At 72.6% G+C, this 19,839-nt stretch carries 20 protein-coding genes and 1 riboswitch; of the genes, 9 read left to right on the forward strand and 11 right to left on the reverse strand.

Annotation, left to right across the window (positions count from 1 at the left end; genetic code table 11):
• Positions 1-2,801 (forward strand): phosphodiester glycosidase family protein (locus GT042_RS20045; protein WP_161310097.1); only part of this gene is annotated, 2,801 nt, incomplete at its 5' end.
• Positions 2,802-2,912: 111 nt separating this feature from the next.
• Positions 2,913-3,161, forward strand: coding sequence for a hypothetical protein (locus GT042_RS20050; protein WP_161310098.1), 249 nt, complete (start codon positions 2,913-2,915; stop codon positions 3,159-3,161).
• On the opposite strand, the gene GT042_RS20055 is transcribed toward GT042_RS20050, so the two are convergent.
• Entirely contained in the window at positions 3,132-4,034 is a 903-nt protein-coding gene (locus tag GT042_RS20055; protein WP_161310099.1) for an oxidoreductase, read from the reverse strand. The genes GT042_RS20050 and GT042_RS20055 overlap by 30 nt on opposite strands.
• Positions 4,035-4,095: 61 nt before the next feature.
• Between GT042_RS20055 and GT042_RS20060 the strand changes: the two genes are divergently transcribed.
• Complete coding sequence (locus GT042_RS20060) at positions 4,096-4,719, forward strand: TetR/AcrR family transcriptional regulator (RefSeq protein ID WP_161310100.1); 624 nt, start codon at positions 4,096-4,098, stop codon at positions 4,717-4,719.
• Positions 4,720-4,745: 26 nt separating this feature from the next.
• Here the strand turns inward: GT042_RS20060 and GT042_RS20065 are convergent, their stop codons facing one another.
• Both GT042_RS20065 and GT042_RS20070 read right to left on the reverse strand, forming a co-directional pair.
• Positions 4,746-6,161 (reverse strand): cytochrome P450, encoded by a 1,416-nt coding sequence (locus tag GT042_RS20065; RefSeq protein WP_161310101.1) that lies wholly within the window; start codon positions 6,159-6,161, stop codon positions 4,746-4,748.
• Positions 6,162-6,283: 122 nt separating this feature from the next.
• Positions 6,284-6,889, reverse strand: coding sequence for a DUF1349 domain-containing protein (locus GT042_RS20070; RefSeq protein ID WP_161310102.1), 606 nt, complete (start codon positions 6,887-6,889; stop codon positions 6,284-6,286).
• A 129-nt stretch (positions 6,890-7,018) separates the two neighbouring features.
• On the opposite strand from GT042_RS20070, the gene GT042_RS20075 reads away from it, so the two are divergent.
• Together GT042_RS20075 and GT042_RS20080 are read left to right on the forward strand one after the other, a co-directional pair.
• On the forward strand, positions 7,019-7,309 hold the full coding sequence (locus GT042_RS20075) for a hypothetical protein (RefSeq protein WP_161310103.1): 291 nt from the start codon (positions 7,019-7,021) through the stop codon (positions 7,307-7,309).
• 171 nt (positions 7,310-7,480) lie between these two features.
• A complete protein-coding gene (locus tag GT042_RS20080) occupies positions 7,481-8,149 on the forward strand; it encodes a Type 1 glutamine amidotransferase-like domain-containing protein (RefSeq protein ID WP_161310104.1) in 669 nt (222 codons plus the stop codon).
• Here GT042_RS20080 and GT042_RS20085 read toward each other — a convergent pair.
• The 8 genes from GT042_RS20085 to GT042_RS20120 form a co-directional block, all read right to left on the reverse strand.
• On the reverse strand, positions 8,062-8,466 hold the full coding sequence (locus GT042_RS20085; protein WP_161310105.1) for a hypothetical protein: 405 nt from the start codon (positions 8,464-8,466) through the stop codon (positions 8,062-8,064). The genes GT042_RS20080 and GT042_RS20085 overlap by 88 nt on opposite strands.
• 151 nt (positions 8,467-8,617) lie before the next feature.
• Positions 8,618-9,280: a GNAT family N-acetyltransferase gene (locus GT042_RS20090; RefSeq protein WP_161310106.1), complete on the reverse strand. Its 663-nt coding sequence runs from the start codon at positions 9,278-9,280 to the stop codon at positions 8,618-8,620.
• A gap of 107 nt (positions 9,281-9,387) precedes the next feature.
• Positions 9,388-9,765 carry a nuclear transport factor 2 family protein gene (locus GT042_RS20095; RefSeq protein WP_161310107.1) on the reverse strand — a complete coding sequence of 126 codons (378 nt, stop codon included), beginning with the start codon at positions 9,763-9,765 and terminating at the stop codon, positions 9,388-9,390.
• 187 nt (positions 9,766-9,952) lie between these two features.
• Positions 9,953-10,852: a LysR substrate-binding domain-containing protein gene (locus GT042_RS20100; protein ID WP_345943845.1), complete on the reverse strand. Its 900-nt coding sequence runs from the start codon at positions 10,850-10,852 to the stop codon at positions 9,953-9,955.
• Positions 10,853-11,019: 167 nt separating this feature from the next.
• The gene (locus GT042_RS20105) at positions 11,020-11,799 is read right to left on the reverse strand and encodes a CbtA family protein (protein ID WP_161310108.1); all 780 of its coding nucleotides are present in this window, start codon (positions 11,797-11,799) and stop codon (positions 11,020-11,022) included.
• 21 nt (positions 11,800-11,820) lie between these two features.
• Complete coding sequence (locus GT042_RS20110) at positions 11,821-12,039, reverse strand: CbtB-domain containing protein (RefSeq protein ID WP_161310109.1); 219 nt, start codon at positions 12,037-12,039, stop codon at positions 11,821-11,823.
• A 307-nt stretch (positions 12,040-12,346) separates the two neighbouring features.
• Entirely contained in the window at positions 12,347-14,671 is a 2,325-nt protein-coding gene (gene metE / locus GT042_RS20115; protein WP_161310110.1) for a 5-methyltetrahydropteroyltriglutamate--homocysteine S-methyltransferase, read from the reverse strand.
• 162 nt (positions 14,672-14,833) lie between these two features.
• Positions 14,834-15,052, reverse strand: a riboswitch (cobalamin riboswitch).
• A 129-nt stretch (positions 15,053-15,181) separates the two neighbouring features.
• A complete protein-coding gene (locus GT042_RS20120; protein WP_161310111.1) occupies positions 15,182-15,823 on the reverse strand; it encodes a ScbR family autoregulator-binding transcription factor in 642 nt (213 codons plus the stop codon).
• 476 nt (positions 15,824-16,299) lie between these two features.
• Here GT042_RS20120 and GT042_RS20125 point away from each other — a divergent pair, with 476 nt between their 5' ends.
• From GT042_RS20125 to GT042_RS20140, 4 genes are all read left to right on the forward strand, one after another.
• Positions 16,300-17,439, forward strand: a complete 1,140-nt coding sequence (locus GT042_RS20125) for a type III polyketide synthase (protein WP_161310112.1) — start codon at positions 16,300-16,302, stop codon at positions 17,437-17,439.
• A gap of 1 nt (position 17,440) precedes the next feature.
• Positions 17,441-18,694 carry a cytochrome P450 gene (locus tag GT042_RS20130; RefSeq protein ID WP_161310113.1) on the forward strand — a complete coding sequence of 418 codons (1,254 nt, stop codon included), beginning with the start codon at positions 17,441-17,443 and terminating at the stop codon, positions 18,692-18,694.
• A gap of 74 nt (positions 18,695-18,768) precedes the next feature.
• Complete coding sequence (locus tag GT042_RS20135) at positions 18,769-19,335, forward strand: cupin domain-containing protein (RefSeq protein WP_161310114.1); 567 nt, start codon at positions 18,769-18,771, stop codon at positions 19,333-19,335.
• Positions 19,336-19,361: 26 nt separating this feature from the next.
• Positions 19,362-19,839 (forward strand): hypothetical protein (locus tag GT042_RS20140; protein ID WP_161310115.1); only part of this gene is annotated, 478 nt, incomplete at its 3' end.

Below are 19,839 nucleotides of genomic sequence, written 5' to 3' on the forward strand. Positions count from 1 at the left end.
GCCCCGGCACCGGGCCCGTCGCACCGGGCACCACCGTCCTCGTCGGCCGGGAGGCGGGGGCCGAGGCCCTCGGGGCGCTGCGCCCCGGCGACCCGGTGACGGTCGCGTACCGCCCGCGCACCGACAGCGGGCCGGTGCCCCGTACCGCCGTCGGGGGGCGGGAGTTGCTCGTCGTGGACGGGGTGGCGCAGAACCACGACGGCGAGGGCAACAACACCGCCGCCCCGCGCACCGCCGTCGGCTTCTCGCGCGACGGCTCCACGATGCAGATCCTCACCGTGGACGGGCGGCAGGCCGACAGCGGCGGGGTGACCCTCACCGAACTCGGCGAGATGATGCGCCGCGCCGGGTCGTACAGCGCCCTCAACCTCGACGGCGGCGGTTCCTCGACCCTGGTCGCCCGCGCCCCCGGCAGTGACACGCTGAGGGTGGAGAACAGCCCCTCCGACGGCAGCGAACGCACCGTCCCCAACGGCCTCGCCCTCACCGCCCCCGACGGCAGCGGACGGCTCGACGGATTCTGGGTGTCGACCCGTACGCCCCCGGCCGGCGCGCCGACCGTCGACCCCGTCAGGGGCGGTCACCCCGAGCGCGTCTTCCCGGGGCTGACCCGGCAGTTGACCGCCGCCGGCTACGACGAGACGTACGGCCCGGCCGCCGGTGCACCCCGCTGGCGGGCGGTACGGTCCTCCGTCGGCCGGGTCGACGCGCGCGGCCTGTTCACCGCCCGCGCGAGCGGCACCACCGAGGTGAGGGCCGAGAGCGGCCGGGCCGGGGGAGGGACGGAGGTGACGGTCCTCGACCGGCTCGACCGGATCGTCCCCACGACCCAGCGGGTCGGACTCGCGGACGCGGCGGCCTCCGGCACCTTCGGCATCGTCGGGCTCGACGCCCACGGCACCAGCGCGCCGGTCGAACCCCGCGACGTCACCCTGGACTTCGACCGCTCGCTCTTCTCGGTCACCGGCGACGGCACCGGGAACTTCACCGTCCGCTCCCGCACGGGCGTGGGTGCCGGGCGGATCACGGCGACCGCCGGCGGGGTCACCACCGCGCTCGCCGTCACCGTCGGCCTGGAGGAACGGCCGGTCACCGGCTTCGACGACGCCGCGTCCTGGACCTTCTCCCAGGCGCGGGCGAGCGGCTCGGTCGGCGCCGTGCCGGACGGCCGTACCGGCACCGGACTGCGCCTCGGCTACGACTTCACGCAGTCGACGGCGACCCGCGCCGCCTACGCGCTGCCGCCCGTACCGCTTCATGTCCCGGGCCGCCCGCAGTCGTTCGCGCTCTGGATCAAGGGGGACGGCCGGGGCGCCTGGCCCACGCTGCATCTCAAGGACGCGGAAGGATCGGACCAGTTGTTGCGCGGTCCGTACGTCACCTGGACCGGCTGGCGGCAGGTGACCTTCACCGTGCCCGAGGGCGCCGCGACCCCGCTGAGCGTGTACCGCTTCTACCTCGCCGAGACCGCGGCCACCAAGCAGTACACGGGCGAGGTCGTGCTCGACGACCTGACGACGCAGCTGCCGCCTACGGTGGACCTGCCCGAACAGCCGCGCTCCGCCGACCCGTTGATCGCCACCTCGGCCCGCACGGAGGGCCGGGACTGGCGGTTCGCGGTGATGTCGGACGCCCAGTTCGTCGCCCGCGACCCGGACAGCGCCATCGTCGACCGGGCCCGCCGTACCCTGCGCGAGATCAGGGCGGCGAAGCCCGACTTCCTTGTGATCAACGGGGACTTGGTGGACGAGGGGGCGCCCGAGGACCTGGCGTTCGCGCGCCGGGTGCTGACCGAGGAGCTGGGGGACGCGCTGCCCTGGTACTACGTGCCGGGCAACCACGAGGTGATGGGCGGGACGATCGACAACTTCACCGCCGAATTCGGGCCCGCCCACCGGGTGTTCGACCACCGGGGGACCCGCTTTCTCACCCTTGACACGTCGAGTCTGTCGCTGCGCGGCGGCGGCCTCGCCCAGATCGAGGAGGCGCGTGCGCAGTTGGACGCGGCGGCGGAGGACGACCGGGTGGGCTCGGTCGTGGTGATCGAGCACGTACCGCCGCGCGACCCGACCGTGCAGAAGGCCAGTCAGCTGGGCGACCGGAAGGAGGCGGCCCTGCTCGAAGGGTGGCTCGCCGACTTCCGCCGTACGACCGGCAAGGGCGCGGCGCTGATCGGCGGCCACGTCGGGGTCTTCGACGCCTCGCGCGTGGACGGTGTCCCGTATCTCGTCAACGGCAACGCGGGCAAGGCCCCTTCGGCCCCGCCGGGCGAGGGCGGCTTCACCGGGTGGTCGCTGGTCGGCGTGGACCGGGTGTCGCCGGGCGCGTGGGCCGCCGCCCGGCGGGCGCCGTGGACGGGCGGCCCCGACTGGATCTCGGTCCAGACCCGCGCGCACACCGACGCGCTGACGCTGGACACCCCGGCGGTGCTGACCCCGGGACACGAGGCGAAGGCCGCGGCGCACGTCACCCAGGGGAGCGGGCAGGTGCCGGTGGCCTTCCCGCTGAGCGCGGACTGGACCGGCTCGCCGAACGTGCTGATCGGGGACGGGCGGCAAGGGGTACGGAACGGGCCGGGCGTACGGGATCGGCCGGGCGTACGGGATCGGACGGGCCCATGGGACAGGCACGGCGTACGGGACCGGCACGTGGCCCACTTCGACCCGGCCACGGGCACGCTCACCGCGCTGCGGCCCGGGACCGTGACCCTGGCGGTGACGGTCAACGGCGTGACCCGCTCGGCCCGGACGGTCATCGAGGCGTCGGCGGCCCCGGCAGCCGTCCGTACCGGCACGGGATGACGCGGGCGAGACTTCGGTAGGCCGGCCGGCGGGCCGCCCGCGACTTTGGTCAGGGCGGCCGCTCCCGATGGCCGATGGTCCCGCGCCACCGCTCTCCCTACCCTCGGAGAGGTGAAGACCTTCTTCGGTTTCCTCTGCTTCGTCCTGCTGGCCCAGGGGGTCGGCGGCCTCCTGTACGAGCTGACCGGCGGGTGGTTCAGGCTCTGGTCCCTGGTGGCCAGGTTCGACGTCTTCGACGGCTACGAGATCTATGTGTCGGTCGTGCTGATCGTCGCGGGCGTCGCCATGGGCGCGGCGGCGGAGGCGGTCGAACGGAGCGCCGCGCCCGCGTCAAGGGACCAGGAGGGGAAAGGCAGTTGAGGTGAGCCGCTCCGACGCGTCCCACAACTCCCGTGCGAGGACGGGGTCCTGGGCCGCCGCGCTCCGCCCGACGAGCGTGGGGTGGCCGCGCTGCTCACCCCGTCCGTCGGGGCCGACGTAACTCCCCCCGACCAGCGGCCGGGTGGCCGCGAAGAGGATGGGCAGCGCCCCCGCCGATCCGCTCTGCTGGATGATCCGTCCGACCGTGGCGGCCACGAACGCCAGGGCGGGACCGAGGTGGCGGTTGAGCCCGGTGGTGGCAGCGCCCGGATGCGCCGCGACCGCGAGGACGGGCGATCCGGCCTCCGTCAGCCGCCGTCGCAGCTCCAGCGTGAAGAGCAGGTTGGCGAGCTTGGACTGCCCGTAGGCGGCGGAGGCCCGGTACGGGCGCCGCTGCCAGTTCAGGTCGGTGAGGTCGAGCGTGGCCCCCTTGTGCGCGTTGGACGCGACGGTGACCACGCGGTCGGTGATCCGGGGGAGCAGGAGGTTGGTCAGTGCGAAGTGGCCGAGGTGGTTGGTGCCCAGGTGCCTCTCAAAGCCGTCGGCCGTCCGCCCCAGGGGCACGTTGGCCACCCCCGCGTTGTTGACCAGGACGTCGAGGGGCCGGTCCCAGGCGGCGGCGAACCCCCGTACCGAGGAGAGATCGGCCAGGTCCAGGGGAAGCACCTCGGGGTCGCCGGGCAGGTCGGAGGCCGCCGCGCGCGCCGCGTCGAGGGTGCGGACGGCCAGCGTGACCCGGGCTCCGGCGGACGCGAACGCCCGCGCCGTCTCCAGCCCGATGCCGCTGCCGGCGCCCGTGATCAGGACCGTACGACCGGTCTGGGCGGGGAGGTCGGAGAGGGACCACCGTGGGGTGTGCGAGGAAGGGCTCATACATCCAATGTAGGCAATGGATACAATGTAGTCAACGACAACATGAGGATAGGGTGAGCCGATGAGCACCCCCCGGCCCTACCACCACGGCGACCTGCGGACGGCCCTGCTCCGGCAGGCGGAACGGACGCTGGCCACCCACGGCGCCGACGGCCTCTCGCTGCGGGAGCTGGCGCGGGAGGTCGGGGTCAGCCACGGCGCCCCGAGACGTCACTTCGCCGACAAGCAGGCCCTGTTGGACGCCCTGGCCGAGGACGGGTACGAACGGCTGGGCCGCCGCCTGGACGCGGCGCTGGGCAAATCCCCCGACGGGTACGAGGACGGCGGCTTCACGGCGCGGCTGGTGACCTTCGCGCAGGCGTACGTCGCGTTCGCGGTCGAGCACCGCGCCCTCCTCGGGCTGATGCACACGTCGAAGGACGCGACCCGCGCCGCACGGCTCCGCGAGGCCAACGACCGCGCCTTCGCCGCTCCCGTCGCCCTGCTCGCCCAGGCGCGGGCCCGGGGCGACATCGACGCCGACACCACCGGCCGTGTGGACCTGACCGTCCTCGCCGTCCTCCAGGGGCTCGCGGTCCTCGCCACCACGGGCATGAACGGTGACCTGCCGCTGGAGGAACTGGTGTCCCGGACGGTCGGCACGCTGGTGGAGGGCCTGCGCCCGCGCGAGGGCGGCACGCCCTGAGCCTGCCGCGCCGGCGGGATGTCCGCTCAGGCGCGCGGAGGTACGGTCCCGGCCGGGACGACCGCCCGCAGGGTCCCCCGTACCGGCAGGGAAGGCTGGAGCGTGAGCCCGGTCTTCGGCGGATTCTCGCCCGCCTCCACGTCGACATGGAAGCGCTGCGCGAGCGTCGCCAGGACGAGCACCGCCTCGACCATCGCGAACCGCGCGCCGAGACACGCCCGCGCCCCGCCCCCGAAGGGGAACCACGCGTGGTCCGGCACGACGGGCGAGGCGTCCGCGTCCCACCGCTCCGGGCGGAAGGCCTCTGGGTCGGGGAACCAGCGGGCGTCACGGTGGGCGCTCCACTGGCTGGACCACAGGACCGTGCCCTCGGCCACCGGCCGTCCCCCCAGCGTCGAGTCGCTCTTGGCGATCGCCGTCATCAGCCAGACCGGCGGGTAGAGGCGCAGGGTCTCCTTCACGACCTGCTCCGTCCAGCGCAGATCCTTGACGTCGTCGTGCCCCGGCGTCCGGCCGTCGAGAACGTCCGCCAGCTCCCGGTCGAGCCGCTCCCGCGCCCCGGGATCGCGGGAGAGGAGGTACCACGCCCAGGTCAGCGTCGTACCGGTCGTCTCGTGGCCGCCGATGTAGAGCGTCACCGCCTCGTCGCGGATCTCCTTGTCGCCGAGCGGCCTGCCCTCCTCGTCCCGCGCGGCGAGCAACCGGCTGAGCAGGTCGTCCCTCGTCTCCCCGTCGCCGGCGCGCCTGCGGTGGTCGGTGACCCGGGCGACCTCGCGGTCGATGACGGCCACGGCCCTCTTGAGCCGGCGGCGGCCCGGAGTGGGCACCCAGGGCGGCAGGAAGAGGGTGAGCCCCCGGAACTCGCTGCCGATCTCCTGTTGCGCGATGTCCATCGCCGGGCCGATCGCGCTCTCGCGTCCCGCCGTGTCGGCCCCGAACAGGGTGCGTACCGCGATGCGTTGGGTGAGGCCGAGCATCTCCTGCCGGACGTCGACAGGCTGACCGTGGCGCCAGGAGACGGCCAGGGTGGCCGCGCAGTCCGTCATCGTGCCCGCGTGGCCCCGGACTTGGCGGGGGCGTACGGCGGGCTGGACCAGCGCGCGCTTGCGACGCCAGGCCGGCCCTTCCGAGGTGACCACCCCTTCGCCGAGCACCAGCTTGAACGCCCAGCCGAGTTCCGGGTGGCGGTACCGCGTCTCCACGCCGGTGAGCAACTCACCGATGTGCTCGGGCCGGGAGACGAACAGGGCGCGCTGCGGCCCGAGTTTCCACTCGACGAGGTCGCCGAGCCCCCGTAACCGGGTGAAGAAGGCGAGCGGGTCACGGGCGAAGGCGGGCAGGTTCCCGAGGAGGGGCACCTGGCGCGGGCCGCGTACGGGCACAGGCGGGGGGACGGTGGCGGGGGTGGTTGGGGGGTCGACAGGATCGGTCGGGTGCGTCATGGGAGGTCCTCGGCGGTGGGAGCGACAGGGGACACCCCCCAGCAAAGCGCCCGGCCGAGACTTGTGCCAGAGGACCCGGGGCAGCCCGGTGGCCACCCCGCCCCTCGCCCCCCCGCGTCATCTCACGTGAGCGTGTCGAGACTCAACGCGGTGAACCGGGCCGTGAAACCCTTGCCGTCGGGCGACGCGCACATCGGCCCGGCCTGGGCGGGTACCTCCGGCGGGAAGTAGGCCAGCCGCAGCATCGTCTCGGGAGCGCCTCCGAGGCCGTACAGGATCGTGACCGTGTCGCCCTCGCGCCGCAGTTCGACGGTCACCGGCCCCGGGGCGTCGGTGAGATACGCGAGCGGCACGACGTTCCAGTCGGACACCTCGCGCGTCACCACCGCGCTCAACTGCTGCCTGCCGTCGACGTACTCGATCCCGGTCTTGATCCAGTTCTTGCCGTCGATCCGCAGCAACAGCCCGGCCTGGTCGTACTGTTCGTGGTAGTCGCCACTGAACGTCGCCCGCAGCCGGAACTTCGCCGGCACCGGCCGCAGCAGCGCGTGCCCTGTGTCCCGTACGAAGCCGTAGTGCGTGGTCACCCAGAAGTCGGTGTCCGGGTCCGTCGTGACGTCCAGCGCGTCGTCGTACGGAGCCCGGCGGGCGGGCGGGTTCAGCCACGTCCAGTCGTCGAAGCCCAGACATGCTTCCGTGCCGGTGGTGCCGGTGGCGCTCTCGCCCATGGTGTCTCCTCGCGTCCGCGGTCGGCACACACCCTGCCACGTGCCGCCCCGACGCGCACGAGGGGTGGGGCCCACCGGGCACCAAGCGCCGGAATGGTGACTTCCGTTTTCTCCGGTCGTTGTCCGGGCATGAAGAAACTCACGCTGCTGGTAGCAGCATTCGCAACGATCCTCACCCTCGCACCCGCCGCCGCCCACGCCTCGGAGGCCCAGCTCAGGGGAACCGCGCCGGCCTGCGTCAAGCGGGACGTCGTCAAGCACCGGAAGTACGTGAAGGTCACCAACTCGTGTGCCGAGACGATGCACCTCAAGGTCGTCATCGACCTGGGCTCGGACTCGCCGTGTCTCACGTACCAGCCGGGAGAGCAGTGGGAGTGGACCTGGGGCCGCGGCTCGTACGGCAAGGTCGTGACCTGCTGACCCCGTCCCCTCCCCGCTGACGGCGCGGGGTTCCCACCTCCACCGGAACCCCGCTCCGCCGCCACCCCGCATGCGCGGGGAGCGGCGCCGTCCCTGACGCGGCCGTGCCATGGTCACGGCGGCGACCCCGGGCTCGTTGCGCGTGCCTGTTCGCCGTGATTGGCTCGCCCGATGGAGCTTCTGTTGACGGCGAGTGGCCTGCGCAACGAGACACTGCGGGACGCGCTGCGGGACATGCTGGGAAAGCCGTTCGGGTCGGCGAACCTCGTGTACGTTCCCACCGCGTCGGTCGCCGAGCCCGGGGACCACGGGTGGCTCGTCGCGGACATGCACCGGCTGCACGGTCTCGGCTGGCGTGAGTTCGACGTTCTGGAGCTGAACGGCCTGCCCCGGCGGATGGTGCTCGACCGGCTGCTCCACGCCGACGTCATCTATGTCGGAGGCGGCAATCACTACCACCTCGCGCGCAGCATCACGGGCAACGGCCTGGCCGACGGCTTCCTGGAGGCCCTGGAGAGCCGGGTCTACGTGGGGTTGAGCGCGGGATCGATGATCTTCAGCCGGAATCTCACCGAGCACTCCGCCGACGTCATCGGGGACGCCGCGGACCTCCACGTGCTCGGCGCGACGACCGTGGAGCCGCCGTTCGGCCTCTTCGACTGGTACCTCAAGCCCCACCTGTACTCGGCGGACTTCCCCGAGCGGGACGACGCCTGGGCCGATCGCATCGTTGCGCGGGCGGACTTCCCGATCTACTTCGTCGACGACGAGACGGCCCTGCGCGTCAGGGGCGGCGAGGTGGACGTCGTTTCCGAAGGCCGGTGGCGGTTCCACCCGTGACGCACCGCGTGGCGGCGACCCGGGCGGGGCGCGCCCACGGCCCCCGCACCGACCTCCGCGAGCCCCCGCGCGATCGTCGCGTCGGTGAGCGCCGTCGCGATCCAGGGCGCGGTCCCGCCCGGACTCACCGCGAGGATCCCGTGTCCGCGTCTCCCGAACGCCTGGATCAAGCGGCGCAGCTCCCGCGCCCCGGCCCTCCCCCGCTCGACGGCCTCGTCCAGCGCGTCCTCGCAGGACCGCCCCTCGCGCGTACCCGCCCTGCCGTCGATACGGAGCCGGACCACCGCGTCCGGGTCGTCGGCCGGCGCGAAGCCCACCTCGGAGTCCTGGTCTGCGGGAACAGCGGGCGCGCCGCCACCACGTCCAGCAGCCCCGGATACCGCCTCCCCGCCCGCTCCGCCGCGCGCCTGCGGTCCCTCTTCGTGCTGAGAACACCGCAGGCCCGGGCGGGGGACCGGATGAGTACCGCTACTCGACCGTGGTCGAGCGGCCGAGATACGTGACCGGACCCGGATCCGGCACCTCGATCGGCCGGAAGCCGAGCCGGTCGTAGAAGGCGCGGGCCGCCGTGTTCGCCGTGACCATCGAGAGGTGGGCCGCGTCGACGCCTTTCTCCCGCAGCGCCCCGAGGAACCGGAACATGAGCGCCCGGCCGTGCCCCTTCCGCTGCCAGTCGGGGAGCAGGTCGATGTGGAGATGGGCGGGGTACGCGGCCAGCTCGGGCAGGACCAGCCGTTCCGGATCGTGCATGAGGGCGATCATTTCCTCGCTCGGTGTCCGGGGCGGGCCGGCCGGCGCCGGATAGCGGCCGGTCAGCGTCGGCAGCCAGACCGTGCGGAACGCCCGCGCGAACGCGGCGGTGTCGGCCGTGCCGAGGACGTACCCGACGGCCTGACCGTGCCCGTCGTCCAGGACGAAGGTCAGCTCCGGCTCCAGTACGGCGTAGGGCGCGGCGAAGATGCTCGGCATCAGGTCCGGGTCCGGGTAGAGGTGCCGCGAGTCCTGGCCCTCGTGGGCGGTCCGTACGCAGATGTCGTACAGCGCGGGCAGATCCTCGCGGCGGTAGGCGCGGACGGCGGGGCGCGCGGAGGCTGGTGGGGCGGAAGGGGCGGAAGCGGGTGGCACGGTCATACCGAGCATGCTGACGCCCTGGGAACGCTCTCACAAGGCTTCCGCAACGATGCGTGCCACGGCTCCCGCCCGTCCCGCCCGTCCCACGCCCCCCGCCCCCACCCCCGTCACGTGCCGGCCGGCACCCGGTCCAGGAAGCCGTACACCCGGTCGATCCTGCCGTCCCCGGCCAGCGTGAGGACGTCGGAGCCGGTGACGGGGACGGAACCGTCCGCGTCCGAGACCAGCTCCCAGCCGAAGCGCGCGACGCCGTGGTGGCCGTCGACCGCGCCGGCGAGCCGGAACGTGAAGCCGGGGAACTGCTCCCTGGCCCCCGCGACGACGGCCGCGATCGCCTCCTGCCCGCTGACGTCCGCCAGCGGATCTGTGTAGCCGCCGTCCTCGCTCCAGGCCGCCGCGACCGCTTTGGTCAGCGCCTCCGCGGACGGGGCGTTCCAGGCCTCGAAGTAACGGGTGACGGCGGTCTCGTAAGGGGTCACGGACATGGGAAATCAGCCTCCGGCGAGGTTCGGTCGGTCGGGGACCCGGGCCCCGGGCGGAGTGCGCCGCCCGGGACCCGGTGAACCCAAGCCTGCCTCGCGTCCCGCGCGGCGTCGATTACGCCGGAGGTAATGCCGGTGTCAATGCCGGCGGCAACGGTGGGTGGGGCGAAGCCGGTGAGGCGAAGCAGGGTCAGGGACCGTCCGCGTAGATCTCCGCCGCGAGGTCGGCGAATTCCAGGGTCAGCGGGCCCGGGTCCCGGGCGCTCCAGGCCAGGCAGACCTGGCCGGGCTCGATGTCGGTCACAGCGACCTGGCAGAGGTCGGGGCGGGTGTAGAAGAGGGCGGTGGAGCGCGGCAGTACGACCACCCCCTGGAGCCCGGCCACGTACTCCAGCTTCTCCTCGACCGTACGGACGGCAGGGACCGGCCGTGGGTTCTCGTCGGGCGGCCGGTGGGGCAGGTCCCGCCACTCGGGGACGGCGTCGGGGTCCTGGAGCAGCCGCTCGCCGGCCAGGTCGGCGATGCCGATCGCCTGCTTCCCCGCGAGCCGGTGCCCGCGCGGCAGGACCGCCACCCGTGGCTCGCTGAACAGCGGGCGCAGGCACACGTCCGCACGGTCGGCCGGCATCCGTACGAAGCTGAGGTCGACCCGCCCGTCGCGTACCGCCCGGGTCTGGTCGTCCCACGACGTCCGCAGGACGTCGACCCTCAGCCCCGGGTGGCGCGCGGTGAGGGCCTGGACGGCCGCGGTGACCGTGATGCCGGGCATGAACCCGACCGTCAGCCGGTCCGTGCCGCCCGCGACCCGGAGCGCCCGGCGCCGCAGGCCCCCGGCGGCGGCCAGCAGCGACACGGCGTCCTTCCGCACCTGCTCCCCGGCCGGGGTGAGCGCGGTCGAGCGCCGGTCCCGGGTGAGGAGCTGCACGCGCAGATCCTGCTCCAGCGCACGGATCTGGCGGGAGAGGACCGGCTGGGCGATGTGGAGCCGCTCGGCGGCCCGTCCGAAGTGCAGTTCCTCCGCCACCGCGACGAAGTAGCGGAGCTTCCTCAGATCGACGTCCACGGCTCTCGGCTCTCCCAGGTCGGACACATCGCATCGTCCTGATGTCCCAGGGTATGACGACCCCGGGGGCACCTGGCGTACGGGACCGAGGCGTATGAGACCGAGGGTGCGAGACCGAGGTGTCCGAGCGTGCCCCGCCCCGGACCGGGGCTCCCGGCGGCCTGACCCGCCGGGGCGCCCACGGTCCGCGGTCCTCAGCCGGCGGTGGCGGTGGCCTTCGGCTCCACCCCGGACGTACCGGCGGGTACAGCGACCCGGTCCGTCCTCGGGACGAGCAGCCGCTCGGCGAGGTGGCCGAAGAACAGCCCGAACGTCGTCCACAAGGTGACCTGGACGGCGAGCGAGGACAGCCGGAACTCCCAGATCAGGGTGGCCGGGAAGTCCTTCGGCACCTCGTTGATCGTCGGCAGGAAGCCGTAGGCCAGCCCGACGGCGACCACGAAGGCGACCCCCGCCGCCACGGTCGCGTTCCAGTTGCCCAGGCGCGGCGCGAGCCGCCGGCCGAGCAGGAGCGCGCCGGCCGCGAGCAGGAGACTCAGCACGATCATCAGGAAGTACAGCGTCGTCCGCTTCCCGATGGTGTCGCCGTTGCCGACGGCGGGCGGGTTGGCCGGGTACTTGAGGAACGGTACGACGTACACCGTCAGCAGTGCGCCGACGGCCAGCAGGACGGCGGTCGCCCGCGGTCCGAACCGGCCGACGCGGCCCAGGGCGTAACAGAACACCAGGGCGGCGATGCCCCCGACCGCGATACCGAAGATCAGCACACCGGTGGCGAGGCCCGCGGTGGACTGGAGGGAACGGCTGACGAGTTCCTCGCCGCCGTGCTCGTGGCTGTGGCTCTCCTCGAACGCGATGGCCGCGTCCACGGAGGGCTCACCGAGCAGATAGGCGACCACGAGGGCGAGCGCACCGGCGGCGAGGCCGGCGAGCATGCCGCGCACGAGCAGGGCGCGGACAGATACGGAGTTCATGAGAAAGGGTCTCCCGGCCGGTCAGTGGCAGGGGAAACCGAGCAGATGGCGTCCGTCGTGGACCCATTCGTGCACGCTCTCACCGGAGATGACGGACAGGGCACCCTGTTCCGCGCCGACGAAGTAGAGCAGGACGAGCATCAGCACGCCGAAGAAGAGCGCCCACGGGGCTATCTCCTTGAGCGAGAGGGGGGTGAGAGCCGGTGTTGCGGCTGTCGCGGGGGCAGCGGAGTGTGCCATGGCCGAACCTCCTGGGGAACACGCGTCCCGATCGTGGTGCCTGAGACGAAGGTGCCGGGTCTGACTTCCCGCAGAGGTACGGGTACACAGTGGCGCGACCGTGCCGGATTCTCACCGGACTTCCGTCACACCGTCGTCATGTCCACGCGACCGTACCGTCTGCGGACCTGGACCGCCACAGCGCATGACGGCGGCCGGGGCGGGACAGTTGGCGGATGTCAGGAAACATCCGGTCTGTCCGCCCCGGCCGCCGCCGGGTCGTTCCGGTTCGGGTTCCGGTTCCGGGGCCGGCCGGCCCCGGGCCGGGTCAGGAAGCGCTGGTGGGCAGGGTGCCCCGGATCTCGCGGGCGGCCTCGACCAGGTTCTCCAGCGAGGCGCGCACCTCGGTCCAGCCGCGGGTCTTCAGCCCGCAGTCCGGGTTGACCCACAGCCGCTCCGCCGGCACCGCCTCAAGTCCCTTGCGCAGCAGGCCCGCCGCCTCCTGGGCGGAGGGCACGCGGGGGGAGTGGATGTCGTAGACCCCGGGGCCCACCTCGCGCGGATAGCCCGCCGCCGCCAGTTCGCCGGCGACCTGCATGTGCGACCGCGCCGCCTCCAGGCTGATCACGTCCGCGTCGAGATCCTTGATGGCCTGGACGATGTCCCCGAACTCCGCGTAGCACATGTGCGTGTGGATCTGGGTGGCCGGCCGGACTCCGCCGGTGGTGATACGGAAGGCCTCGGTCGCCCAGTCGAGATACTCCTGGCGGTCGTCGGCGCGCAGCGGCAGCGTCTCGCGCAGCGCGGGTTCGTCCACCTGGATGACCGAGGTCCCGGCCGCCTCCAGGTCGTTCACCTCGTCGCGCAGCGCGAGCGCGACCTGGCGCGCGGTGTCGCCGAGCGGCTGGTCGTCGCGGACGAAGGACCAGGCGAGCATGGTGACCGGGCCGGTGAGCATGCCCTTGACCGGCCGGTCGGTGACCGACTGCGCGTACGTGGTCCAGCGCACGGTCATCGGCTCGGGGCGCGAGATGTCCCCGGCGAGGATCGGCGGGCGGACGTAACGGGTCCCGTACGACTGCACCCACCCCTGCCGGGTCGCGAGGTAGCCGGTGAGCTGTTCCGCGAAGTACTGGACCATGTCGTTGCGTTCGGGCTCGCCGTGCACCAGCACGTCGATGCCGGCCTTCTCCTGGAAGGCGAGGACCTCGCGGATCTCGGCCTCGATGCGCTCGTCGTACCCCGCGGTGTCGATGCGTCCCGCGCGCAGGTCGGCGCGTGCGGTGCGCAGTTCGTTCGTCTGCGGGAACGAGCCGATGGTGGTGGTCGGCAGCAACGGCAGCCCGAGGTGGGCACGCTGGGCCGTCGCCCGCTCCGGGTACGGCGCGGCGCGGCGCCCGTCCGCGTCGGTGACGGCCGCGGCGCGGGCCCGTACCGCAGGGTCGTTGGTGAGTACGGACCCGGCGCGCGAGGCCAGGTCGGCGCGGTTCGCGGCCAGTTCGGCGGCGATCGTGTCGGTGCCCTGCGCGAGACCGCGCGCCAGCGTGACGATCTCCTCCGTCTTCTGGCGCGCGAAGGCGAGCCAGCGGAAGATCTGCGGATCGATGTCCCGCTCCGCCGCGAGATCGAGCGGGACGTGCAGGAGTGAGCAGGAGGAGGACACGTCGACGCGGTCGGCGAGCCCGAGGAGCGTACCGAGGACCGAGAGGGACTTCTCGAAGTCGTTGATCCAGATGTTCCGGCCGTTGACGACGCCCGCGACCAGGCGCTTGCCGGGCAGGCCACCGACTGCGCCCAGGGCGTCGAGGTTGGCGGCGGCCGGTCCCGTGAAGTCGAGGGCCAATCCCTCGACGGGCGCCTTGGCGAGGACGGGCAGGGCCTTGCCGAGCCGGTCGAAGTACGACGCGACCAGCAGTTTCGGCCGGTCGGTGAGCGCGCCGAGGTCCCGGTAGGCGCGGGCCGTGGCGTTCAGCTCCGCCGGGGTCCTGTCCTCGACGAGCGCGGGCTCGTCGAGCTGCGCCCACCGGGCGCCGGCGGCCCGCAGGTCGGCCAGGACCTCCGCGTACACCGGGAGCAGCCGGTCGAGCAGCGTCAGCGGCTCGAAGTCCGGGGCGACCCCGGGGGCGGGCTTGGCGAGCAGCAGATAGGTGACCGGCCCCACGAGCACGGGCCGCGCCGAGAGGCCCAGCGCGAGGGCTTCCCTGAGCTCGGCCACCGGCTTGGTGGAATCGGCGGTGAACACGGTGTCGGGGCCCAGCTCGGGGACGAGGTAGTGGTAGTTCGTGTCGAACCACTTGGTCATCTCCAGCGGCGCGACGTCCTGCGTGCCGCGTGCCATCGCGAAATACCCGTCGAGGGCGTCCGCCGCGACGGCGGCGCGGTGACGTGCGGGGATCGCGCCGACCATGACGCTGGTGTCGAGGACGTGGTCGTAGAACGAGAAGTCGCCGGTGGGCACCTCGTGGATGCCGGCGTCGGCGAGGCGGCGCCAGTTCGTACGGCGCAGACCGGCGGCCGTGTCGCGCAACGCGTCGGCGCCGACGGTGCCTTTCCAGTAGCCCTCGACGGCCTTCTTCAGTTCGCGGTTCTGGCCCTGGCGGGGGTAGCCGTGCACGGTCGCCCGTGCTGCCGCGGCTGCGGACTTCTCTGTCACAGAACTCTCCTTCGCGAGCGGTTCTCTGCCGTCCCGGGGACGGTCGAGGGCACGAGAGGAGCCACAGATCCGGCGGATCACGTCCCCGGACGTCCGGGTGCGCGTGACCGCCTGATATGTACGCCGACCCGCCCACGAGGTCACCGGGATCTCCGCGCACGGTGTTCGCGCGCGGGCAGTGGCAGGTCTTCGGACTCGTGGGCGCGTCTCGACGGACGAGACACCTACTGGCCGTCGCTTCCCAGACCCCATCCGGGCCCAGTGCTGATGACGGCGGTCGTTCCCACTCACCGCTGCGGGGCAGTCCCGGATTCCCACCGGGTTCCCTCTTACGACGCCGCTGCCTGGCTGACAGGGCGAACCAACTGCGCTCGTCACCCTATGCCCTCAAGTGAAGCGCCGGGAGCCCCTTTCCTTATTCCGGAAGGGGGGAGGGGGTCCGGAAGAGGGAAGGCCCGGCCACCGGGCGGGAAGGGCCGCCCACCAGGGGGGAAGGCCCTTACACCCGCCTCAGGCCGCCATGATCGCCTCTGTCACCCGCGCCCCGCGGTCGGGCGCGGTGTCGATGCTCGGCATCAGGCCCGGGACCGCGATGCTGGGCAGGATGTGTCCCCAGAGGACCGATATCCGCCGCCCGAGATCCTCGCGATTCGTCAGGGCGCGGGACATCAGCTGGATGCCGGCGAACGCGCCGACCAGCAGTTCGACGGTGTCCTGCGCGCGCACGCTGGGGAGCAACTCACCCTGCGCGCGTGCCTCTTCCATCAGCGACACCAGATGGACGGGCCACTGGCGGAAGGGCCCGCTGTGGTCGACGCCCGGGGGAGCACCCTGGTCCACGGTGAGCCGGACGCTTCCCCTGAGCAGCGCGTTGTCCAGGAGCCGGTGGGCCACCGCGAAGGTGATGTCGATGACTTCCTGGAGCTTGCAGGCCTGCGGGGGTACGGTGCCGAGCTGTACCTGCTCGTCCAGGACCGCCTGCGCCAGGGCTTCCTTCGACTGGAAGTGGAAGTACAGGGCACCCTTGGTGACCTGAGCGCGCTCCAGAACCATGGTGAGGGTCGTGGAGGAGTAGCCGTACTCGTCGAAGACCGCGCCGGCCGCCTCCAGAATCGCCATGCGCGTCCGGATGGCGCGCTCCTGTGTTGCCATGAATGACCCTTCCGCGCAGCCGGGTTGACCAGCACAAAACAAACCGCCCAGCCCGTACTATAGGGCTCAACGACTCCCCGAATGTCTCCCCCGCGCCAAAACCTTGGGACGTGAAGAGGTCTCCGGGACCGTTGAGTCCCGTGGTGACAGCGGTACGGGATGGCCGGTTTTCGGCTTCCGACCCGTTCGGTGGACGGGTCGTGACCCACGGTCGCCGGACCGGTGACGCTCCCGGCCGCCGGAGCGGCGCGATCGGGGCCGGGCGGCGCGCCCACGAACGGACGATGCGCCCATTTCGCGCTTACTTTCCGTAGTCATAGGTAAGATCCCTGACGGTTCTTCGGATCCCGCCCCCTCGCCTTCCTGAGGCTCCTCCCAGGGGCCAGTTCCCGGCAGTTCCCCAGGTTGCGGGGTGGTGGGCCACCACAGAGTGTGGGCCGCAGTTCACAGCGAACACGAACGAAGGAGAGCGCGTCGTGGCGACTCTGTGTAAGCCCGATGTGTCGGTTCCCGAGCATGTGATCACCATGGAGGACACCCTCGCCCTGGCGCGGTCGCTCCACGCCGGCCACCCGCAACTTCCCCTGGCGCTCCGGTTGATCGAGAACACCGGCGTGGCCAAGCGCCACCTCGTCCAGCCCATCGAGGAGACCCTCAGGCACCCCGGCTTCGAGGACCGCAACCGGCTGTACGAGTCCGAGGCGAAGGCGCGGGTGCCCGCGGTGGTGAACCGCGCCCTGGACCACGCGGAGCTGCGCGCCTCCGACATCGACCTGATCATCTACGTCTCGTGCACGGGCTTCATGATGCCGTCGCTGACCGCCTGGCTGATCAACACCATGGACTTCAACGGTCACACCCGGCAGTTGCCGATCGCCCAGCTCGGCTGCGCGGCGGGCGGCGCCGCCGTCAACCGGGCGCACGACTTCTGCCAGGCGTACCCGGACGCGAACGTCCTCATCGTGGCGTGCGAATTCTGTTCGCTCTGCTACCAGCCGACCGACCTCGGGGTCGGCTCGCTGCTCTCCAACGGCCTGTTCGGTGACGCGGTGGCCGCCGCCGTCGTGCGGGGCAAGGGCGGCACCGGCATCGCGCTGGAACGCAACGGTTCGCACCTCGTGCCCGACACGACCGACTGGATCGCGTACAGCGTCCGGGCGACCGGCTTCCACTTCCTGCTGGACAAGCGGGTGCCCGGCACGATGGAACCTCTCGCCCCCGCGCTCCGCGCGATGGCCGTCCAGCACGGCTGGGACGCGGCGGCCCTCGACTTCTACATCATCCACGCGGGCGGACCGCGCATCCTGGACGACCTCAGCCACTTCCTGGAGGTACCGCCCGAGGCGTTCCGGTTCAGCCGCGCCACGCTCACCGAGTACGGGAACATCGCCAGCGCCGTCGTCCTCGACGCGGTACGCAGGCTGTTCGACGAGGGCGGGGTGGAGGACGGCGCCAGCGGGATCATCGCGGGCTTCGGGCCCGGCATCACCGCCGAGATGGCCCTCGGACGCTGGTCCACCGACTCCCTCGCCGGCCTGGAGCTGTCCGAACGGCACGTCCTGACCACCCCGGTCCACGCCGACCGGCCGACGTCCCCGACGGAGCCGGTGAGCTGAGATGACCACCGACACACCGGCGGCGTCGGCGCCCGCGCAGGACACCCCCGACACCGAGGGGGACGCGCGTCCCGTCCGGTTCTGGGCCGTGCCCGACCTGTCCGGGCTGGACTTCGACCCCTTCCTCGCCGAACGGCTGAGCGAGGACCCGGTCAGCCGGATCAGGCTCCCCCACGGGGAGGGGTTCGCCTGGCTGATCACCCGGTACGAGGACGTCAAGCTGGTCACCAACGACGCGCGCTTCAGCCGCCAGGCGCTCGTCGGCCGCGAGGTCACCCGGCTGGCCCCGCACTTCATCCCGCTCGACGCGGCCGTCGGATTCGCCGACCCGCCCGACCACACCCGGCTGCGCCGCCCGGTCGCCAAGGCGTTCACCTCCCGCGCCCTCGCCGGAGTCGAGGAGCGCGCCCGGCGGATCATGGACGACCTCGTCGACGGGATGCTGCGCGCGGGCGCGCCCGCCGACCTGATGGAGCGGATCAACGGGCCGTTCCCGCTGGCCGTGGTCAGCGAGATCATGGGCGTGCCCGAGCACGACCGGCCGCTGATGCGGAAGTGGACGGAGGCGCTTCTGAGCGCGGCGCACAGCCGCGCCCACAGCGAGCGCGCCAAGGCGGAGATCGGTGCCTATTTCACCGACCTCATCGGCCGGCGGCGTACGAACGGCGGCGACGACCTCGCGGCGGTGCTGGCCCAGGCGGTGGAGGCCGACGAGCTGAGCCTCGGAGAAGCGGTCGCGATCGCCGTCCTCATCCAGGTCAGCGGCGCCCACGCCGTCACCAACAACAGCGCCAACATGATCTACGCACTGCTCACCCATCCCGCCCACATGGCGCGCCTCCGTGCCGAGCCCGGGCTGCTGCCCGCCGCCGTCGAGGAGCTGCTGCGCTTCATTCCGCACCGCAACGGCGTGGGCCTCGCCCGCGTCGCCACCGAGGACGTGACGGTCCGAGGGGTGCGGATCCGGGCCGGCGAGGCCGTCTACGCCTCGTACCTCACCGCCAACCGGGACCCGGACGTCTTCGCCGATCCCGGCCGGCTCGACTTCGACCGGGGCCCCACCCCGCATCTGGCCTTCGGCCACGGGCCGCACTACTGCGTCGGCCCGACGCTCGCCCGGCTGGAGTCAAGGATCATGATCGCGAGCCTGCTGGAGCGGCTGCCGCGGCTTCGGCTCGCCGTGCCGCGGGACGAGGTGCGCTGGCGGCGCGGGGCACTGATCCGCGGCCCCGAGGCGCTGCCCGTCCTCTGGTGAGCGGCCCGTCCCGGACCCGTCCCGTCCCGACCCTCCCCGCCGTTGTTCCTTTCCCTCTCCTCCCGGAGGACCGCATGACCCTACTGACCCAGCGGGCCGGACGCGCACGCACCGAAGGCCTGGTCGTCCCGCCGGGCGGGGGCAAGACCGTCCGTACCGCCTCCCAGGAGGTGACCTTCAAGGTCACCGGCGAACACTCCCGGGTCTCCTCCAGCTTCGAGGTCGTCGTCCCGCCGGGCTTCGACGTGGGCGCGCACCGGCACGCGCACAGCGAGGAGCTGTTCTACGTCCTCGACGGCGAGCTGGACGTGCTGGCCTTTGAACCACGGGTGCTGAGCGACGACTGGCGGCACTGGGAGTCCGCGTCGGGCCGCACGGTCGTACGGGCGACGCCGGGCACGGTCATCGTCGTCCCGCCGGGGTGCCCGCACGCGTTCGCCAACGCCGGCGACGCACCCGCGCGCATGTTCTTCCAGTCGTCCCCGCCCACGGACCACGAGCGGTACTTCGAGGAACTGCTCGACATCCTCAAGCAGGAGGGCGAGCCGGACCCCGACGCCGTCAACGAGCTGCGCGGGCGCTACGACATCCAGCAGCTCACACCCCTGCGGCACGACGCCCGGAGGGAAGCGCGGGCCTAGGGGACGACGGGTACGGGCACAGAGGCATGGCAGACGCACCGGTCACGCGACACCCGCCCGCGCGGCCGGGCCGGCCGACGCGGTGGGCCCTCGCGAGGATCCTGGGCGTCGTCCTGGCACTGACCGTCGGCTGGTCGCTGATCGACGGCGCCCTCGACGACGACGAGCCCGTACGGAACAACACGGAGCTGATGCTCGGGCCCGGCGACGACACGCTCGTCCTGCGGGTGGTGGGCGACGGCTGGCAGCTGAGCAAGGCGGGCAGCGACTCCGGCAGCGGCCTGTCCCTGTCGCGGGACGGTGTGGACTTTGTCGCGAGTTACGTCGCCGTCCCCCTCACCACCACCGCCGACGCGGGGGAGCTGTGGCCGGGGCTGCGCAGGATCCAGTCGGCGGTGGACAGCGACAGCGTGCTGGGCGCGCCGACCCGGGCCACCAGTGCCGGGGGAGCGCCGGGCGCGACCGGGACGCTGCGCCGGGGCGGGCGCCCTTCGCATTGCTGGA

This window comes from Streptomyces sp. SID3212 (genome assembly GCF_009865405.1).
GTDB lineage: Bacteria > Actinomycetota > Actinomycetes > Streptomycetales > Streptomycetaceae > Streptomyces.